At 58.7% G+C, this 18,201-nt stretch carries 19 protein-coding genes; 11 read left to right on the top strand and 8 right to left on the bottom strand.

The features are described from left to right. Positions 1–48: 48 nt before the first annotated feature. The 5 genes from BW950_RS10935 to BW950_RS10915 are packed head-to-tail and all read left to right on the top strand — an operon-like array spanning position 49 to position 4,952. On the top strand, positions 49–519 hold the full coding sequence (locus tag BW950_RS10935) for an arginine repressor (protein ID WP_076489340.1): 471 nt from the start codon (positions 49–51) through the stop codon (positions 517–519). A 1-nt stretch (position 520) separates the two neighbouring features. Then, on the top strand, positions 521–1,534 hold the full coding sequence (gene argC, locus BW950_RS10930) for an N-acetyl-gamma-glutamyl-phosphate reductase (protein WP_076489339.1): 1,014 nt from the start codon (positions 521–523) through the stop codon (positions 1,532–1,534). 57 nt (positions 1,535–1,591) lie between these two features. Next, on the top strand, positions 1,592–2,413 hold the full coding sequence (argB, locus tag BW950_RS10925; protein ID WP_076489338.1) for an acetylglutamate kinase: 822 nt from the start codon (positions 1,592–1,594) through the stop codon (positions 2,411–2,413). Beyond that, a complete protein-coding gene (locus BW950_RS10920; protein ID WP_076489337.1) occupies positions 2,410–3,663 on the top strand; it encodes an aspartate aminotransferase family protein in 1,254 nt (417 codons plus the stop codon). Before argB ends, BW950_RS10920 begins: the two co-directional genes overlap by 4 nt. After that, positions 3,660–4,952, top strand: a complete 1,293-nt coding sequence (locus tag BW950_RS10915) for an argininosuccinate synthase (RefSeq protein WP_076489336.1) — start codon at positions 3,660–3,662, stop codon at positions 4,950–4,952. Before BW950_RS10920 ends, BW950_RS10915 begins: the two co-directional genes overlap by 4 nt. Positions 4,953–5,130: 178 nt before the next feature. Here the strand turns inward: BW950_RS10915 and BW950_RS10910 are convergent, their stop codons facing one another. The 4 genes from BW950_RS10910 to BW950_RS10895 form a co-directional block, all read right to left on the bottom strand. After that, positions 5,131–5,898, bottom strand: coding sequence for a hypothetical protein (locus BW950_RS10910; RefSeq protein WP_076489335.1), 768 nt, complete (start codon positions 5,896–5,898; stop codon positions 5,131–5,133). Next, positions 5,895–6,797 (bottom strand): glycosyltransferase family 2 protein, encoded by a 903-nt coding sequence (locus BW950_RS10905; protein ID WP_083943949.1) that lies wholly within the window; start codon positions 6,795–6,797, stop codon positions 5,895–5,897. The genes BW950_RS10910 and BW950_RS10905 overlap by 4 nt, the downstream gene beginning before the upstream one ends. 4 nt (positions 6,798–6,801) lie before the next feature. Next, positions 6,802–7,167, bottom strand: a complete 366-nt coding sequence (locus BW950_RS10900) for a rhodanese-like domain-containing protein (protein ID WP_083943948.1) — start codon at positions 7,165–7,167, stop codon at positions 6,802–6,804. Between the two features lie 143 nt (positions 7,168–7,310). Further along, positions 7,311–8,732: a Do family serine endopeptidase gene (locus BW950_RS10895; protein ID WP_076489334.1), complete on the bottom strand. Its 1,422-nt coding sequence runs from the start codon at positions 8,730–8,732 to the stop codon at positions 7,311–7,313. 79 nt (positions 8,733–8,811) lie between these two features. On the opposite strand from BW950_RS10895, the gene BW950_RS10890 reads away from it, so the two are divergent. The 4 genes from BW950_RS10890 (at position 8,812) to rd (ending at position 11,231) form a co-directional block, all read left to right on the top strand. Then, positions 8,812–9,165 (top strand): YqfO family protein, encoded by a 354-nt coding sequence (locus BW950_RS10890; RefSeq protein ID WP_076489333.1) that lies wholly within the window; start codon positions 8,812–8,814, stop codon positions 9,163–9,165. Beyond that, on the top strand, positions 9,162–10,562 hold the full coding sequence (locus BW950_RS10885; RefSeq protein WP_076489332.1) for a class II fumarate hydratase: 1,401 nt from the start codon (positions 9,162–9,164) through the stop codon (positions 10,560–10,562). The genes BW950_RS10890 and BW950_RS10885 overlap by 4 nt, the downstream gene beginning before the upstream one ends. 9 nt (positions 10,563–10,571) lie before the next feature. Next, the gene (locus BW950_RS10880) at positions 10,572–10,901 is read left to right on the top strand and encodes a hypothetical protein (RefSeq protein ID WP_076489331.1); all 330 of its coding nucleotides are present in this window, start codon (positions 10,572–10,574) and stop codon (positions 10,899–10,901) included. Between the two features lie 165 nt (positions 10,902–11,066). Beyond that, complete coding sequence (rd, locus tag BW950_RS10875) at positions 11,067–11,231, top strand: rubredoxin (protein ID WP_076489330.1); 165 nt, start codon at positions 11,067–11,069, stop codon at positions 11,229–11,231. A 135-nt stretch (positions 11,232–11,366) separates the two neighbouring features. Here rd and fabF read toward each other — a convergent pair whose 3' ends face one another. Genes fabF through BW950_RS10860 form a run of 3 tightly spaced genes read right to left on the bottom strand, consistent with a single transcriptional unit; the run spans position 11,367 to position 14,377 of the window. Continuing rightward, the gene (gene fabF / locus BW950_RS10870; protein ID WP_076489329.1) at positions 11,367–12,626 is read right to left on the bottom strand and encodes a beta-ketoacyl-ACP synthase II; all 1,260 of its coding nucleotides are present in this window, start codon (positions 12,624–12,626) and stop codon (positions 11,367–11,369) included. 31 nt (positions 12,627–12,657) lie between these two features. Next, positions 12,658–13,407, bottom strand: a complete 750-nt coding sequence (fabG, locus tag BW950_RS10865) for a 3-oxoacyl-[acyl-carrier-protein] reductase (protein WP_499697554.1) — start codon at positions 13,405–13,407, stop codon at positions 12,658–12,660. Next, positions 13,397–14,377 carry an ACP S-malonyltransferase gene (locus BW950_RS10860; RefSeq protein WP_076489328.1) on the bottom strand — a complete coding sequence of 327 codons (981 nt, stop codon included), beginning with the start codon at positions 14,375–14,377 and terminating at the stop codon, positions 13,397–13,399. Before BW950_RS10860 ends, fabG begins: the two co-directional genes overlap by 11 nt. A 111-nt stretch (positions 14,378–14,488) precedes the next feature. Between BW950_RS10860 and BW950_RS10855 the strand changes: the two genes are divergently transcribed. Both BW950_RS10855 and BW950_RS10850 read left to right on the top strand, forming a co-directional pair. Further along, entirely contained in the window at positions 14,489–15,490 is a 1,002-nt protein-coding gene (locus tag BW950_RS10855; protein WP_234969092.1) for a beta-ketoacyl-ACP synthase III, read from the top strand. A 49-nt stretch (positions 15,491–15,539) separates the two neighbouring features. Beyond that, positions 15,540–16,991 carry an HD-GYP domain-containing protein gene (locus BW950_RS10850; RefSeq protein ID WP_143559212.1) on the top strand — a complete coding sequence of 484 codons (1,452 nt, stop codon included), beginning with the start codon at positions 15,540–15,542 and terminating at the stop codon, positions 16,989–16,991. Between the two features lie 95 nt (positions 16,992–17,086). Here BW950_RS10850 and BW950_RS10845 read toward each other — a convergent pair whose 3' ends face one another. After that, on the bottom strand, positions 17,087–18,178 hold the full coding sequence (locus tag BW950_RS10845) for an LPP20 family lipoprotein (RefSeq protein WP_076489325.1): 1,092 nt from the start codon (positions 18,176–18,178) through the stop codon (positions 17,087–17,089). Positions 18,179–18,201: the final 23 nt, after the last annotated feature.

The raw sequence follows: 18,201 nt of genomic DNA, 5'->3' as shown, positions 1-18,201 counted from the left end.
GTGATGCGCGATCCACGATCCGCGATCCGCGATAAATGAGGATGTAACGTGCGAGAACGGCAACAGCGACTTCGAGTCGTAAAAAAAATTATCCGGAGCCACCGGATTGAAAGTCAGGAACAGCTCCTGCATCTCCTGGCTCAAAAAGGCTTTTCTGTGACCCAGGCTACGCTCTCGCGGGACCTGAAACTGCTCAAGGTGGGCAAACAGGCCCGAGGTACCAGCGGGAGTTACTACACCCTCCCTTCGGAGGAACTCCGGCGGGAACAGCACCGCAGCTACGTGGAAGACTTCGCCCGGGGGTACATTTCGCTGAACTTCTCCGGTTCCCTGGCGATTATCCGCACCCTGAATGGCCATGCCAACAGCGTAGCGATCGCTCTGGAAAATCTCGACATCGAGCCCCTTCTGGGCACCGTTGCCGGTGACGACACAGTCTTCGTAGCACTAAAAAACGACACCAGCGAGGACGATTTCATCGAGAATCTTCGGGAACGCTTCCCCGAGTTTGAGGAATAGCATGAAAGCAACAATTCTTGGCGCCACAGGGTACACAGGAATGGTGTTGTTGCGCATCCTGGCGCAGCACCCCCGCATTACCGGCATCACGGCCTCGAGCAGAACCATGGCAGGACGCCCCCTGGCTGAAGCAGACCCCGGCCTTTCGCGGAGCACCCTGGAAAAGGGATGCCTGGACCCCATAGTGCGCTCCCCCGCCGAAGCGCTGGAATCTCCCGGAGATGTTCTTTTCTCTGCCCTTCCCCACGGAGCCTCGGCCGATACCTGTTCCCCCGTGCTGGGCAAAACCCTGGTGATCGATCTCTCGGCAGATTTCCGTTTCAGCGACCCCCGAAGCTTTGCCGCCTCCTACGGGACCCCGCCTCCCCAGGCGGAGTTCCAGAGCCGCTCTGTCTATGGCCTCTCCGAGTGGAATCGGGATCTTCTCAAAAACGCCGAGATTATTGCCAACCCCGGGTGTTATCCTACGGCCACGCTTCTGCCCCTTCTGCCTCTGCGGGATCAGATCCGTCGGGAAACGCCCCTGGTGGTGAACGCCCTGAGCGGAATCACGGGAGCAGGAAAAAAGGAAAAGACCAACCTTCTCTACGCAGAGCGAACGGAGAACGCCACAGCCTACAGCGTGGGCCGGCAACACCGTCACACGGGAGAGATCGCGGAACAGCTTGAAACGGAGCAGATCCTCTTTTCCCCCCACCTCATTCCGGTGAAACAGGGAATGCTGGTTACCACAACCATCTCCGTCCGGGACGGAAACGCCGCGGTGGCGGCCCTGGAGGAACGCTACCGGTCAGAGCCCTTTGTCACCCTCACAGGATCGGCCATGCCGGAAACGCGCCACGTGCGGGGCACAAACCATGTCCGGATCGGCTGGCAGCTCGAGGGAAACTCCCTCATCCTGGTCTCGGCGATCGACAACCTCTGGAAAGGCGCAGCGGGACAAGCCGTTCAGAACATGAACATTCGCTTCGGTTTTGACGAGACCGAAGGGCTTCAGCAGGAAGCAGATCTCTAGGGATCTCCAGGGCTTAACCCCATCAGGGGAAACCCGAAAACCACAGGGAACAGAATAATGGAACTAATCGTAAAAGTAGGCGGCAGCGTTGCCGCCGATCAGCAGGCCATGGCCTCGCTGTTTCAGGATCTCGCCTCACTCCGAATCCCGTCGGTTCTTGTCCACGGCGGCGGAAAGGCCGTAACCGATCTGGCGGCACGCCTGGGAATCACCTCCTCCTTTCACGAGGGGGTGAGAGTTACCCAGCCCCGGGAAATGGCCCTGGTGGATATGGTCCTCGCCGGTGAGACCAACACCGAACTGGTCCGTCTGGCCCAGCGGGCGGGTGTCGCCGCGGTGGGGCTCACCGGTGCCGACGGGGCTCTCCTTACAGGAACGCTCCTCTTTCCCGGGGAGGGGCGCACCGCCCGGGTCTCATCGGTGAACCTGGCCGTTCCGGAACTGCTTCTGAAGGAAGGATTTCTACCCGTTATCGCCACGGTGGGCACCGGAGAAGACGGCCTGGCCGTCAACATCAACGCCGACGAGGCGGCCCAGGCGATCGCCTGTGCTGCGGCCAGACGCGCCCGGAAGGGATCTCCCCCTGTGCACCTTTGCTTTATCTCTGATACGGTGGGAGTTCTGAACGACCAGGGCCGGATCATACCAGAAATCACCACCTCTGCCATAGAAGAGCTTATCGCAGCAGGGACGGTCAAGGACGGCATGGCCGCCAAGATTCGCTCCTGCCGTTCCGCCCTGGAGGCGGGAGTTGCCCGGGTGGTCATAGGCGATTACAGCGAGGCCGGAGACATAACCCGACTACTCCAGGGAACAAAAGGAACCTCCCTTGTCCCTTCATCACGAGGATCCACCGCCTCGGAAAGGAGCTCCCCATGACCAGCACCCCCCTACGCACCCCAGCCATGACCGATGAAACTCCCTTTGCCAGAAACTACGCCAGACAGGTTCTGGAGATCGCCAGCGGTCGAGGTTGTATCGTGAAAGATACCCGGGGCAACTCATACCTGGATTTCGGCTCGGGGATCGCCGTAAACGCCCTGGGCTACGGTGATCGCGGCCTCGCCCGCAGGGTGGCCCGCCAGATGAGAAAACTGGTCCATGTCTCCAACCTCTACGCAACCACTCCTTCACTGGCCCTGGCGGAGCAACTCCTTGAACTCGCCGCTCCCGTGGGGAGAACCCCCTTTCAGGCAGTCCATTTCGGAAACAGCGGGGCCGAAGCAAACGAAGCAGCGATAAAATACGCCCGCCTCCGGGCGCACCACCACAAGGGCCCGGGTCATCACACGATCGTGGCCTTCGAGAAAGCCTTTCACGGACGAACCCTGGGAGCACTTTCAGCCACACCGAACGAAGCCTACCGGAAAAAGTTTGAACCCCTGCTCCCGGGCTTCACCTTCCTGCCCCTGAACGATCGGGCTGCCCTGGACCGGGCCGTTACGGAAGAGACAGCTGCGGTGATCCTGGAGCCCCTCCAGGGCGAAGGAGGCCTGAACAGCCCTTCCCCGGAGATGGTGGAGTTGCTTAACCGGATCAGCGCCGAACGGGAAGTTCTGGTCATCGCCGACGAGATCCAAACCGGCCTGGGACGTCTGGGAGAGCTCTTTGGCAGCACCGTGATCGGCCTCACCCCCGATATCATTACCCTCTCGAAACCTCTTGCAGGAGGACTGCCCCTTTCGGCAACGCTGATTCCTGCCTCAATAAACGAACGTCTGGAACCCGGTGACCACGGCACCACCTTTGGGGGGGGACCGGTCACGGCCGAGGCCGGGCGCTACGTCCTGGACAGAATCACCGCACCAGGCTTCATGGATCAGGTCCGGCAACGGGCTCAAGAACTTGAGGAGGGGCTTCAAGGACTGCAAAAACGCTATTCCTGGATCACGGAACGTCCCGGACAGGGGCTGCTGCGGGGTCTGCGAATCGATCTGGGCACCGATCAGGAAGGCCTTTTCCCCACAATTCTGCCCACGGCCCTGGAGAGGGGCCTTTTGATCCTGCGGTCGGGAAGCGATGTAATCAGAATCGCCCCGCCCCTGATCATCTCCCGACGTGATATGCAACGCGGTCTCGCGATTCTTGACACCGTTTTTCACACTATTAATGCCAGGAGGCACCAATGACACAATCGGCTCATCCCGCACAGGAGCGGGAAATCAGGAAGATCGTCCTCGCCTACTCCGGAGGGCTGGATACCTCTATCATCATCCCCTGGTTGAAGGAACAGCACCCCGGCGTAGAAATCATCGGGATCTGCACAAACGTGGGACAAGACGAGGACTGGGAGGGAATGGAAGCAAAGGCCCTCGCCTCGGGAGCATCCAAGCTGGTTATTCAGGATATCCGGGAGGAGTTTGCCCGGGATTTTCTCTTCCCCATGCTTCGCGCCGGCGCGATCTACGAAGGGAAATATCTCCTGGGAACCTCCATCGCGCGACCGCTCCAGGCAAAACACCAGGTAGACCTGGCCCTGGCCGAGGGTGCCGAGGCTGTTGCTCACGGCTGTACCGGCAAGGGAAACGACCAGGTCCGCTTTGAACTCACCTACAAGGCCCTGGCCCCACACCTGGAAGTGATTGCCCCCTGGCGAACCTGGGATATTACCAGCCGTGAAGAGGCAATCGCCTACGCCCGAAGGAACAACATTCCCCTGGGGAACATCAGCGAGAAGAACATCTACTCCCGGGACTGGAATATCTGGCACATGAGCCACGAAGGAGGCGACCTGGAAAACCCCTGGAATCGCCCCAAGGAAGAAATGCTCCAGCTTTCCTGTTCGCCCAAGGACGCCCCCGACAAGGAAACTGAACTCATCCTGGACTTCGAGAAGGGCATCCCCGTGGGAATCAACGGATCGGCCATGGCTCCCCTGGAAATCCTGGCCCACCTGAACAAGGTGGGAGGCGAAAACGGAATCGGCCGGGCCGATCTGGTCGAGACACGTCTTGTGGGAATGAAAAGTCGAGGTGTCTACGAGACACCGGCAGGAACGATCCTCTTCCAGGCTCTACGCGAGCTGGAAATGATCACTCTCGATTTCGATACCCTAGAGATCAAGAACCAGCTGGCTCTGCGGTACGCCAGCCTGATCTACGCGGGCAAGTGGTATACCCATTTCCGGGAATCCCTGGATTCCTATATGGAGACAGCGGCAAAGTACATGACCGGATCTGTTCGGGTTGTTCTCTACAAGGGAAACATTATCATCGCTGGACGAAAATCACCTTACTCCCTCTATATCGAAGATCTGGCCAGTTTTGGCGAAAGCAGCTACAACCACAACGACGCCACGGGGTTCATCAACCTCTATGGCCTCGCCACGGGAGTGCAGGCCCTGGTGCACAAGTACCGGGATCTTGACGAAGGACCGGCCCACCAGATGAGGGAGATGGCCAGCTTCTCCGAGAAATAGGAATCCGCCACCGCCTGAGGATCGGACCCGGGTGATCACCCGGGTGATCAAACTTGAATCTTCAGGCCGGTGGCCCGAAAATGGTTCGGCTCCGCAGGAGCGGCTGACAATTTCTGACAACATTCTGACAGTGTGCTGTCACGCATGCTGTCAGTGTTGTCAGTGTCTCAGTGTGCTGTCAGTCCAGAGGCTGAAAGACCAGCGAGTATTCCAGAGGAACCTGGGTTGTGAGAGCCTTCAGAAGAGGAGTAACAAAGAGCACACCCTCCTCCTGGGCCGTACCGCCCCGAATCTGGGTGATCCTCCCCTGGGGAATCACCCGTGTCTCGATGCGGGAATCGTCCAGGACGTCCGATATGGATCGGCCCTGACCGTATTCCTCCAGAGCCCAGGCAAGGTAATCCCGGTACTCCTCCTCGGACATGTCTCCCTCGGGAGGGAGCAGGGTCTCGGTAATGAACGGGTCCACCCCCACAAGAGAGATCAGCTGCTCGATCCCCCTTCGATCCAGACGCACAGCGAGGCGACGAAAAAGCTCGGTTCGTTCAAACCGAATAATCCCTGCAAGACGACTGCTTCGCATCGTCACGAGACGAGCCAGGGAATCGAAGTTGACCAGCAACGTCAGCTCTTCGGGGCGAGGAGAGGAGGCGTGAACCAGGAAAAGGCCAGGCTCCTCGGCGAAGGCCTGCTCCAGGAGGTGGATCTGAAAGAACCCCTCGTCACCGCTCTCCCGGGTTTCCTCGTCGCTCCCCAGAGTTGCGCTCAAATCCTGAATGTATTCGGAAAAGGCGGGATCAAGAACGATCCTGATATCAGCCTGGCCGGACCCGTCGGGGCGGAGCGATATCTCCTGCCGAACGCTGCACCCCAAAGATGCCAGCGCCAACACCCAGATGGCCAGGGCCCGGAGCAAACCCGATCGCAGGGGTACTGTTTCTCTCATAACAGCTCAAGTATATCACAATCCTGGCTGCCGTACCGCTGCGCCAGAGCGTGATACTCCTCTGCTTCCCCGGTCCGTCCTCGCTTGAGGGCCCCCCGGGCGTAGATCAGGGCCTTGCGACCCAACTCGTTCTCAGCCAGCTCCTGGGCGCTATCGCCCCGGCACCGAAGAAACCATCGGTTCTCCACAAGATCCCGGAGCCCCTGGAGGCGGAAAAGCTCGATGTGGCCGTACTTCTCCGAGAGCTGATCTCCGTGACCGGCGTATTTTACCGTAAAGGGTTCCTGCAAATAGGAGACATCGGCAAGAGTGGCCAGACGCAACCAGTATTCGTAGTCCTCGGCCACTTCCAGATCCTCCCGGAACCCTCCGGTCTCTTCCCAGAGAGACCTGCCTATCATCACCGTGGAAGGACCAATGATACATTTCACCAGAGAATCTTTCAGAAGATCTCCCGAACGGCGATAGGCTGAAAACCGGCGTCCTTCCTGGGAAATCTCGCGCTCCCCCCGAATCCAGCGCTCACGGGTATGGGAAACGATCGCTCCTCCGGGATGGTGGAGAGGGATTTGCCGGAGAAGCTTTCCCGGAAGCCAGGTGTCATCGGAATCCAGAAAGGCCAGGAGAGCTCCGGAGGCCCGGCAAACTCCATAATTTCGAGCCCCTCCGGGCGTCCCTCCAGGGGGTTTGGTGAGGACCAGGGTCCGGGGGTCGTCCCCGCAAGACTCCAGGGCTGATGACCGGGTTCGATCGGAAGAACCGTCGTCCACTACGATCAATTCCAGATCCCACCCCTCGGGAAGCGCCTGGTCCAGAACGGAACAGATCGCCCGGCGTATCAAGGTCTCCCGATTGTAGACAGGAACGATCACCGACAGGAGGTTTTCACGGAATTTCACGGGCCTACTGCCCCCTCAACCGGTTGAGGCCCCCGGCGTTCAGAACCGGGTGCGAGGTCCGGCGAGCCAGAAGACGTTGTGCCAGCCCGCTGGAGTACCCCGATTCGCAATACAGGATAATAGTACGCTCCTGATCTGTCAGTTCCCGCATCCTTCGGGAGAGGTCTTCCAGGGGCAGGTTTATCGCACCGGGGTAATGGTCCTCCCGGAAGGCATCGGCTGACCTGACATCAACCGCAAGAGCGCCCTCTTCAATGGCCGTGAGCACAGCATCCAGGGGTGCGGGGTTTCTCGCCAGCCCGCGCCGACGCTGCACCACTCCCAGGGCAAGAAGCGCCAGGGCTCCCGCTACAACAAGAAGATTATTCATAGGACAGCAAGCGTACCCGGCTCTCACCGGGTCTGTAAAGAAAGGTCAGGAAAAAAAGGCCCGCCCTCGGCTTCAGGGTTGCGGGGGCGTTGCTTCCAGGAAGCCTTGGACGGACCAAAACACAAGAGGAGGAATCCCAAAAATTAGCGAACCAACCCGATGATCAGATTGGTATCGTTGCGCCTCACCCGGAAGAGAACTTCGTCGTCAGCGACTGAGGCCCTGTTCAACTCGCGGTAGAACTCCCGGAGCGTCGAAACGCCGGTATTGTTTACCCGCAGGATAATATCTCCGCTTCGCAAACCTGCCATAGCAGCAGGAGAGCCGGAGGAGACCTGTCCAATAATAACCGCTCCATCACGGCTCGACAGATCAAGATTTTCACGGATCGAATCGGTCATTTCCACCACGGACATACCGGGCCACAGATTTGCCGGGGACGTGGCTTCACCGTCGCTGGGCCGGGATCCGGTTCTGACAAATACATCCTGCCGTGTTCCCTCGCGCAAAATCCCGAAGCGCGTCCGTACGCCTGGATCAAGCCGGGTCACAGCACGAAGCAGATCGTTACTGGTTCGTATCGTCTCGTCACCTACACTGACGATAATATCGCCAGGCCGCAGACCGGCCTCTTCCGCAGGAGACCCGCTGTAAAGATTATAGACGATCGCACCGCCCTCGGATTCACGAAGCGAATTGGAGGGACTTTCGGGAGGATCGGCCATGTTGACACCCAGCCACCCGTACTGGGCGCTTCCGGTCTCGATAAACTGATTAATCGCCCTGCTCGCCACATTTACGGGGATCGCAAAACCGAGCCCGATGCTGCCTCCGGTCTGGGAAGCGATCCAGGTGTTTATTCCGATTACTTCTCCCCTCAAATTGACCAGAGGCCCCCCGGAGTTGCCCCGGTTTATCGCCGCATCGGTCTGAATATAATCGGTGAGAACGGGAATGCGCTGTCCCTGCGGACCTTGCCGTCCCACAGCGCTGATTATCCCGCTGGTAACAGTTGACTCGAATCCCAAGGGGTTTCCTACAGCCAGAGCAAAGTCTCCGACCTGCACAGTGTCGGAATCACCTAAAACCGCAAGGGGTATATCCTGGTCGGTCTCAAACATCGCCAAAGCCAGATCCGTATTGGGATCGGAACCAACCCGGGTAGCTTTAAAGGTTCTTCCGTCGTGAAGGGTTATGTTGATCTCCTCGGCCTTGCCAATCACGTGATCATTACTGAGCACATACACCTTCTCATCCACACGGCGCACAATAATGCCCGAACCGATTCCTCGCTGCTCGAACTCCCGCTGCTGCTCCCGGTTCTCCGGATCGGGACGGCCAAAAAAGAAGTCGAAGGGAGACATCCGGGGCATCGTTCTGCGCGTCACCCGCTGCACAACTTCCACCTCGACCACTACGGGGAGAACTTCCTGGGAGACACGCCGAAGCGTTTCCTGCTGTGCCTCCATAACGGTCATGGGATCCAGCCGGCTCTGTCCCGCCACGGTACCGGGCAAGAGGGCCAGAACGAGATATGCCACACCAAAGAGACTGTGCTTTTTCATAACTGCTCCTCCTGTTTTCATGAGAAGAATATGAGGCCCGGCTCTTTCCCCTTTCTTTCAATATCATTACAGTTTTGTCATGTTCAAACTGGTATTTTTTGTCCCTCCCGACCACGCGGAAGCGGTGAAGGAGGCTGTTTTTCAGGCTGGCGGTGGATCCTACGAGAAATACGACCGTTGCTCGTGGCAATCACAGGGGACCGGACAGTTTCGGCCTCTTTCGGGGAGCAACCCCTTCATTGGAAGGGCTGGCATCGGGGAGGCGGGCCAACTGGAACGCCTGGAGGAGTTTCGCGTGGAAATTCTGCTGCCCGACCATGTGGCCCTGGCCGCTGTGGAAGCCCTCCTCAGGGCTCACCCCTACGAAGAACCGGCCTACGAAGTCTACCGGATCTTCCAGCATAAGGACCTCTCGAAGGAGGTCATGCCATGACCCCCCGGCCTGGTGAACCTCATGCCACGAGGGTTGAATCGGACACCATGGGAGAGATGACCTTGCCTGCCTGGGCTCTCTGGGGAGCCCAGACAGAGCGAGCCCGGGAGAATTTCGATGTTTCGCCCCTTCGGATTCCCCGGGGGATGATCGTCGCGCTTGGTCTGGTCAAGAAGCACGCCGCCCGGGCCAACGCCGGTCTGGGGGTTCTGGACCCTCCCTTGGCAGAGGCGATCGAGACCGCCGCCGCCGAGATTATCGCCGGAACATGGAACGATCACTTTCCCCTGGACGTTTTCCAGACCGGAAGCGGCACCAGCTGGAACATGAACATCAACGAAGTGATCTCCAACCGGGCAAACGAACTCCTGGGAGGAACCCGGGGGAGCAAAACTCCCATCCACCCGAACGATCACGTAAACCGGGGGCAGTCCTCCAACGATGTAATTCCTACGGCAATCCACCTGGCAAACCGCATCGCCCTGGAAGACCTGCTGCAGGCCCTCCAGGTGCTGGCTGAGAGCTTGCGCAAAAAAGAGCAGGACTTCTCTGCCCTGATAAAACTGGGAAGAACCCATCTTCAGGATGCGGTTCCCATGACTCTGGGCCAGGAGTTTTCCGGCTTTGCCGTACAAATTGAAAAAGCCCGGGACCGCATCAGGGCCACAGCATCCGATCTGGAAGAACTTGCCCTGGGAGGAACCGCTCTGGGAACGGGCCTCAACTGCGAGCCCGGATTTGCCCAGACCGTGGCCAGGACCCTCGCCGAAGAGACGGGACTCCCCTTCCGAAGCGCCCCCAACAAGTTTGAGGCGATCGCCTCCCGCGACGCCCAGGTAGCGCTCATGGGAGCACTCAACACACTGGCCACAAGTCTCATGAAAATCGCCAACGATCTGCGTCTTCTGGCGAGTGGCCCCCGGGGAGGACTGGGCGAAATCACGCTCCCCTCACTCCAGCCGGGAAGCTCCATCATGCCGGGCAAGGTCAACCCCGTGATTCCCGAGATGGTCATCCAGGTCGCAGCCCACATCAACGGCAAGGCCCTGAGCGTCACCATCGCCGGTCAGCACGGCCCTCTGGAGCTGAACATGATGCTCCCCCTTATTGCCCACGAAACACTCTCCGCCCTGGAACTGCTCACAAGAACCTGTCGGGTCTTTGCCGAGCGGGCCATTTTGGGGATCGAGGCGGACCCGGAACGGCTTTCCTACTGGATCGAGTGGTCACTTGCTCTGGTCACCCCCCTGGCCCGGGAAATCGGCTACGACAAGGCGGCACATCTTGCCTATCAGGCCTACAGGGAAAAGCGGATGATTCGTGATGTGGTCCGAGAAAGCGGTTTTCTCACGGAACAGCAGATTCAGGATTTGCTTGATCCGGGAAAAATGGTTTAAAGTATCGCCATGGATGTCAAGGAAACAGGATACCTGAAGGTGCTTGCTGATTTTTCGTTCCCGGAAAACCAGATCGTGATCAACCCTAACGACGGTTTCGATCTGGGCCTGCTCACGTCGGACACAACGGCCGTTTTTTACTACGGCGAGAGTCCGGCCACCATCGAGGGATCTGAAGTGCGACCGATCCACGGAACGGTGCGGCAGAAGAACGAGTGCGCCATGGGAAACGTGGAGATAAGCCTGAAGGCTGTTGAAAAAATGGGAACCCCCGCCCGGATACGGCTCCACCTGGTTCAGCAGAGCCCGTATCCCCATTTGCTCATCTCCACGGGCTGACAGGAAGGCACCCGTACAGCGGATACGCTTCCCCCGAAACGTCTCGATGTAGCGACGGGGGTGGCGAAATTTTGTTGCATAAACTCCATAAAAGGGTACAATTCACCCAGTCTTGGGGCATCGCCCCCAGGGTGAGCTAACGCAAACATTCAGAAAGGAGCAACCATGAAAAAGTACGTTTGTGACTTGTGCGGTTACATCTACGATCCGGCCGAGGGAGACCCCGACAGCGACGTCCCCGCAGGCACGTCCTTTGAAGATCTCCCCGAGGATTGGGTCTGTCCCGTCTGCGGCGCAGACAAGGACGAGTTCAGCCCCACCGAGGACTGACCAGGATACGTCCACCCGGCCGGGGACTGACGGGATCTCCCGAAAAGCCCCGGCCGACTCCAGGCGCCTCTTGTACACAAAAGAAACAAGCCCGTCACGTCAGCAAACCGGGCAGTCCCTTTTTGTCATTCTTCCTTATTCATACTTCCTGAAGATGATCACCCCGTTGTGCCCCCCGAATCCGAGGGATGTGCTCAGGGCGGCCCGAACCGGCTGCCGCCGCCCCGTGCCGGGAACATAGTCCAGATCACACCCCTCACCGGGCTTCTCAAAGTTGATCGTGGGCGGGATAAAGCTGTCGTGGATCGCCAGCACAGAAGCGATCGCCTCTATTCCCCCGGCAGCACCCACGCAATGCCCAGTCATTGACTTGGTTGACGACACAGCCAGCTTCTCGGCATGATCACCGAAGGCATTCCTGATTGCCCTTGTCTCGGTGGGATCATTTACGGGAGTTGAGGTTCCGTGAGCGTTCACATAGTCGATATCCTCGGGCACCAGCCCTCCATCGGCCAGCGCAGCCTTGATCGCCCGGGCTGCACCGATCCCTTCGGGATGAGGCGCCGTGAGATGGTAGGCATCATCGGTCATGCCGCTTCCGGCAACCTCGGCATAGATCCGGGCTCCTCGCGCCAGGGCGTGATCGAGCGTCTCCAGAACCAGGATACCTGCTCCTTCGCCCATGACAAATCCATCGCGATCTGCATCGAAGGGGCGGGATGCGCGTTGGGGATCATCAGCAAAGGATGAACTCAGGGCCTGAATCACATTAAACCCGGCAATTCCCAGGGGCGTGATGCAGGCCTCGGCCCCTCCAGTTACCACAATATCCAGGGACCCATCCCTCAGGTGCCGCAGGGCGCTGCCGATTGCATCGGTGGCACTGGCACAGGCCGTAGCCAGGGAGTACACAGGCCCCAGAGCTCCCAGAGAGATCGCAACGTGGGCAGGCCCAATATTGGCAATCAACTTTGGAATTGTCATGGGAGGAACCCGGGATGGCCCCTTCTCGTGCAGAGCCCGAAGGGATTCTTCGGTGGTTTCAAACCCGCCGATTCCGATACCAAGGACAACCCCAAGACGCTCCGGATCAAAGGATGCACCGCCCGAGGAGCTCTTTATCCCGGCAAAGCCAGCGTCTTCCCAGGCCTCGGCCGCAGCATAGACAGCGTACTGGGAGAAGCGATCCATTTTCCGGGCATCACGACGATCAATCCGCCGGGTGGGATCAAAATCCTTCACCTCAGCGGCGTAGTTTGTTACAAACCCTGTAGTATCAAACCGTGTAATCGGACCAACGCCGCTCCTTCCCTCCTGGAGGGATTGCCAGAAATCGGCCAGGGAATTTCCCACGGGGCTCACCACACCCATTCCAGTTACAACAACCCGTTTCATTTCATCCTCCTGGAGACCCCCTCGGGGGTTCTCACATGGCAAGGCCGCCGCCCACGGTGAGGATCTCACCGGTGATGTAGGAGGCCATATCCGAAGCAAGGAACAGACACGCTCCAGCCACATCACCAGCTTCCCCGATTCTGCCCAGAGGAATCTGCTCTGTGAGCTGTTCCTGCTGCTGGGGAGAGAGCTTTTCCGTCATTTCCGTGGCGATAAACCCCGGGGCAACGGCATTCACCCGAACCCCCCGGCTTGCTGTCTCCCGGGCCAGGCTCTTGGTGAACCCGATAAGCCCCGCCTTACTGGCCGCATAATTTGCCTGTCCCGCGTTTCCGATCTTTCCCACCACCGAGGTGATGTTTATGATCGAGCCGGATCTTCGCTTGATCATGTGTCGTGCCACGGCCCGGCTGGCAAGAAATGCGCTGGTCAGGTTTATCGTCTGAACGGTCTCCCAGTCTTCCAGCGACATTCTCATGATCAGCCCGTCCCGGGTGATCCCGGCGTTGTTCACCAGAATATCTATCCCCTCGCGGAGGGTGAAGATTTCCTCAAAGGCAGCCTGAAGGGCCTCCTCATTGCTCACATCCACCTCGTGGTGGGTTACATCGGCCCCAGGAACCTGGTTGCGAAAATATTCGAGGGAGCCCCCTTCGGTTCGCGAGAAGTAATGGACCACCGCGCCATTCAGCAGAAACTGTTCCACAATGGCGCGACCGATCCCTCGGGATCCTCCCGTAACGACAGCTACTTTTCCTTGCAGCAAGGCTTTATCCAACACGTTGTTCCTCTTTTTCGAGCATCAGGGCGATTTTTTCGATCTCCTCGAGCGTTCCTGCGGTGTGGCATCGCTCACCGGGCCAGTCGGAATCGGTCTTGCCCAGAGCCGTCCACAATCCCTGCAGAACCTTCCCCGGCCCCACTTCAAGAACCACATCGGCACCGTCAGCAAGGATCTGCCGCTGCTCCTGCACCCAGGAGACGGTAGTTACCAGCTGATCCAGACACATCTGGCGTGCTTCTCCGCTGCTCATGATCCGGGATCCCGTTACGTTGGAATACACCGGCTGCGCAGGCTCGCTGAAGGCAACCATCTCCAGTATTCGGGAGAAGGCTTCCCGGGCCTCGGCCATCAGGGGGGTATGAAACGGCCCTGACACTTTGAGCGGAATCATCTTTCTGACACCCGCAGCTTTCAGCGCGTCCCGAGCTGCTGCGAGGCCCCGGGCGCTTCCTCCTACCACAGTCTGGACCGGGCTGTTCGCCAGGGAAGGATAGGCTTCCTCAACGCCGGCGTCCTGAAGAATTTTCTTCACCGCATCGGCCTCGTGGCCCATGACAGCCATCATACCGGCAGGCCCCTCGGCCCCATCCAGGTGACGGCTGACACGCTCCATGATCTGCCCCCGCTGCACAACCAGGGTGAGGGCATCGTTCCGGGACAGCACACCGGCGTCCACCAGAGCCGAATACTCGCCCAGACTGAACCCGGCCGAGACGGTACTGTGAACACCAAAATCGGCCAGAACCTGGGCAGCCGCAAGGTTTACCAGGGTCACGGCGATCTGGGTGTTGTCGGTTTTCCGGAGGCTCTCTTCGCTTCCCGAAAAGAGAAGCGCCGCAAGATCGAGCTTCCCTGCATCGGAACCGATCTCGAAAAGTTCGCGCACGGCGGGACTGTATTCGAAGAGATCCTTCCCCATTCCTACGTATTGGGCTCCCTGTCCGGGAAAAAGATAAGCAATATTCATGGTCTATATAGTACCACGCCCGGCAGGAACGATCAAGTTAGTCGGCCGAGAACCGACAAAATTTCTCATTTTCTCTTCCCCCTTTCCCTGATGTTCTGGTAAGATTTTATTGTGAATACGATATTGAGACCCGTAGCGGTCACCGGAGTGGGGGCCTTTGCCCCGGAGCGACGTGTCCACAACGAGGATCTCGCTCAAATGGTGGATACCTCCGATGAGTGGATCTTCTCCCACACGGGAATTCGTTACCGTCACATTGCCAGTGAAGACCAGGCCGCCAGTGATCTGGCCGTGCCGGCAGCGAAAAAAGCAATGGCCAAGGCCGGGGTCTCCCCCGACGATATAGACCTCATCCTGGTCGCCACGAGTACCCCCGATTATCCCGGCTTGCCCTCGACGGCCTGTGTCCTCCAGGAAAAGCTGGGTATCCCCTCGGCGGGAGCCATGGACCTGGTGGCCGCCTGTTCCGGATTCATCTACGGTCTGGAGACGGCCCGCACCTACGTTGCCGCCGGGGCAGCCCGAAACGTTCTGGTGGTGGGAAGCGAGATCTACAGCAGAATCGTCAACTGGGAAGACCGGGGAAGCAGTGTTCTCTTTGGAGACGGCGCTGGTGCCGCCGTGGTGAGTGTTCTGTCCGAAGGAGAGAACCGCATATCTCCCGCCATTCTGGGAAGCCGGGGCAGCGGAGCAGAATCACTCTGCCGCCTCTACGGAGGAACCCGCCATCCCTATATCCCTGGTGTAACCCCCCCCGAGGCCCTGCTCCTTCAGATGGATGGCAAGAAGGTCTATACCTTCGCCGTAGCAGTAATCGTTCAAGTTATTCAGGATCTGCTGGATCAAAACGGACTGACCTTCTCTGATCTTGCCTATGTGGTTCCCCATCAAGCAAATACCAGGATCATTGCTGCTGCGGCAAAGCGCGGCGGGTGGGATGCAGACCGGTTCTACATGAACATAGAAGAGTACGCCAACACCTCGGCGGCGTCGATCCCTCTTGCCCTGGACGAGATGAACGAGAAAGGACTTCTTGCCCCGGGCGACCGCGTGCTCTGCGTGGGCTTTGGATCGGGCCTCACCTACGGAGGAACTCTGATCACCTGGGGGTGACCCGGAGCGCTTGCAGAGCTTTTTCAACTGTCGTAAGCTGGGTTTATCTGTGGAAACAGCAAAAGTTGTACCCTTTCGCCAGTTTATCCGCCGCTATCCCCAGGCGCTTGATCTCCTGCTTCGGGATCGGGAGAACCTCTTCTGCCGCAATCGCACCTCGGGAAAGGTCAAAAAGGTACAGCTCCGGGCTCTTCATCAGAACAATCCCCGTTTTTGGGAAAGCCCCGGATCATGGGAGTTTTTTCTGGACCGGGCTGTCGCCGAGCACCATATCGAGGCCCTGACAAAACAGACCAAGGGTGCACCGACAGCCCGGAATGCCGAAGAGGCCCGGAGTTCCGATGCTATCCCGCCATCACAAGCCCCGACGCCCGAACACTCAACGCCCGCCCCGCCGTCCGGTCTGAGTAATTTTGGGGGCCTCGCCGAAAAGTACTCGCACCTGCACCCCCAGGAGCGGTGCGGCCTTCTCAAAAAGTCACGGGACCACCTCAACGAGCTGCTTCAGAAAGACGATGCCCCACAACAGGAGGTCGCCACGGCGGTGGTGGATGCGACCAGAGATGCAACCCTCGCAAACCGGGCAACTCTTATGGAAGCGCTTCGCCAGGGCAACGATCAGGCCCGGACCTATACGCAACAGATGGTAACAGAAACGCGGGAACTGGTAAAAACAACGGCCCGTCTCGTTGATTCGGCGATCTACAACGATGACCTGGTCCTGCAGGTCATTGCGAAATCAGACGGTACCGTGGTTCAGCACATGACCCGCGTCTTTCTGCTGGGGCTGGAGTTTCTTCTTTTTTACAACAGGCAGGTCATCATGCGGGGCATCGCCAGCAAGATTCGCGTCCGGTTCCGGTCCACCTACAGGCCTTTCTATCACTCTCTCCTCCCTCACCTTCACGAAGATCAGATAACGCTGGAGCACGTCTTCTATGGTGGCATGAAGGCTCTGGACGAGGCAGAGATCAACGCCTTTGCCACGGGGTTCCTTGTTCACGACGTGGGCAAAGCCGAGGATATCGAGTACCACGAGGGAGAGGCAGGTTTCGACCGTGCCACGGTGGAGCGCCATGTGAAGATTGGCTACAAGGCGGTCATGGAAAAAACCAACTACCCCCGCGAGGCCGCCCTGATCACGGGGTATCACCATGAGTACTACGGCCATCCCCAGGGCTACGGTTACTTTCGGGAGTTCCTGAAGGCCTACAAGAGAGCGCGCCCCGAGGCTGTTCAGGATTACATCATGTCCTACACGATGGAACCCCTCATTGACTACCAGGTGCTGTCTTACTTTCCGGCAAAAATGCTCGAGATCGTCGACGTCTACGATTCCCTTACCGACCCGAACAGGAAGTATCGCTCACCCCTGAAACCAGCCGAGGCCCTCGCCATGATCAAGACAGAGTTCATCGAAAAGAGCCCCAAGATAGACCCGATTCTTTTTGATATCTTTCTGGGATTCCTCAAGACAAAATTGGTGCAACCCCGCCGCTGACCGGATTCTCCGGCCAGGGCGTTTCTGCTCACGCGCAAACGGCCTCCCCCGAGAGTTGTGTACTCCCGGGGAGAGACGACATCGGCAGGAGACCCTTAGTCCCCCAGCACCAGCCCATCAAAATATCCGCGCAGGCGGGAGACAAAGTTATTCTTCACCGCTGCCTGAATATCGCGATACGCGAAAGCTATGGCCGATTCCGTGGTGACCGCCGAAGACCTGCCCTGATCATCGTAGGAGACGATCGAGCTGCCATCAGGGCCGGCAACATCAAGGTTTAGAACCCAGCGAGCCGATTCAAAATCCGAGGTCAGCTCTATCGGCTCAACCTGAACCCTGCCGGTGACCCGAAGGACCGGATCTGTCGCAGAGACCGGAAAGCGTTCCTCCCCCAGGGCCTGGCGAACCACGCCCTCGACACGGTCACCGGTGTCCCCGGTGATGGAGATGGAAACGCGCATTCCCGAGGCGATATCGGTGCGCCGCTGAATCAAGGAATCGTAGGAATAGGGCAACTGCACCATCTGACCCATGGAGGGGGCGATAATTCGCAGTTGATCCCGCAGAAGCTCGTTCCCCGATGCGATGATCCAGGCTGCGCTCACGTAGGCGTATTCCCGGATCAGGTTGTCACTTGCATCGGCCTGAGTCAGAAAAGAGGCAACCTGAGCAGCGTTTTTCTCGATCAAATCCACATAAAGGCGACCCGTGGGAAGACGCTCGATGTAGGCAATGGCGTGAACGCGCCCCGACTCGTCCACAGCGGCTTCACCCATCTGAACGTTGGTGAGACGCTGCGCAGACTGGACCGAGGTGGTTTGGGCCAACTCGACTTCAGCTTCCGAGAAATCCCCCTGGGCAGTAACAATATCCCGGTACCGTTCCTGGGTGGTCATATCCACCTGGATATTCGCCTCAAAGATTTGGGAAAGCCCCGCCATGGCCTGCTGCTCGGCGGCCCGTCGGGTATCGCCCGTTCCCACCGCTGTCAGATAGACATCATCGGGATACACTGCCGCGGGATTCAGGTACCACTCGGGCAAATCGGCTTTCCCCGGAGCGGGCCGGGCCGGCTTGGGAGAGCTGGAACACCCGGCAAGAACCCCCGCAAGGACCAGAGACACCATCGCGGCAAAGACGCCCGCCGACAGCACCATTCGTTTTTTTCCGTTCATCATAATCGTCATCAGCTCCTTTTTCTGGCAACCAG

The organism is Alkalispirochaeta americana, from assembly GCF_900156105.1.
Classification (GTDB): Bacteria; Spirochaetota; Spirochaetia; order DSM-27196; family Alkalispirochaetaceae; genus Alkalispirochaeta; species Alkalispirochaeta americana.
Note: the sequence above shows the minus strand (reverse complement) of the source record. Positions and strands in the feature narration are given on the sequence as shown.

Excerpts from the sequence above, each read along its gene's own strand:
- argC (WP_076489339.1), top strand. The coding sequence starts at position 521 with ATGAAAGCAACAATTCTTGGCGCCACAGGGTACACAGGAATGGTGTTG.
- argB (WP_076489338.1), top strand. The coding sequence starts at position 1,592 with ATGGAACTAATCGTAAAAGTAGGCGGCAGCGTTGCCGCCGATCAGCAG.
- BW950_RS10920 (WP_076489337.1), top strand. The coding sequence starts at position 2,410 with ATGACCAGCACCCCCCTACGCACCCCAGCCATGACCGATGAAACTCCC.
- BW950_RS10915 (WP_076489336.1), top strand. The coding sequence starts at position 3,660 with ATGACACAATCGGCTCATCCCGCACAGGAGCGGGAAATCAGGAAGATC.
- BW950_RS10910 (WP_076489335.1), bottom strand. The coding sequence starts at position 5,898 with ATGAGAGAAACAGTACCCCTGCGATCGGGTTTGCTCCGGGCCCTGGCC.
- BW950_RS10900 (WP_083943948.1), bottom strand. The coding sequence starts at position 7,167 with ATGAATAATCTTCTTGTTGTAGCGGGAGCCCTGGCGCTTCTTGCCCTG.
- BW950_RS10895 (WP_076489334.1), bottom strand. The coding sequence starts at position 8,732 with ATGAAAAAGCACAGTCTCTTTGGTGTGGCATATCTCGTTCTGGCCCTC.
- BW950_RS10890 (WP_076489333.1), top strand. The coding sequence starts at position 8,812 with ATGTTCAAACTGGTATTTTTTGTCCCTCCCGACCACGCGGAAGCGGTG.
- BW950_RS10885 (WP_076489332.1), top strand. The coding sequence starts at position 9,162 with ATGACCCCCCGGCCTGGTGAACCTCATGCCACGAGGGTTGAATCGGAC.
- BW950_RS10880 (WP_076489331.1), top strand. The coding sequence starts at position 10,572 with ATGGATGTCAAGGAAACAGGATACCTGAAGGTGCTTGCTGATTTTTCG.
- rd (WP_076489330.1), top strand. The coding sequence starts at position 11,067 with ATGAAAAAGTACGTTTGTGACTTGTGCGGTTACATCTACGATCCGGCC.
- fabF (WP_076489329.1), bottom strand. The coding sequence starts at position 12,626 with ATGAAACGGGTTGTTGTAACTGGAATGGGTGTGGTGAGCCCCGTGGGA.
- BW950_RS10860 (WP_076489328.1), bottom strand. The coding sequence starts at position 14,377 with ATGAATATTGCTTATCTTTTTCCCGGACAGGGAGCCCAATACGTAGGA.
- BW950_RS10845 (WP_076489325.1), bottom strand. The coding sequence starts at position 18,178 with ATGACGATTATGATGAACGGAAAAAAACGAATGGTGCTGTCGGCGGGC.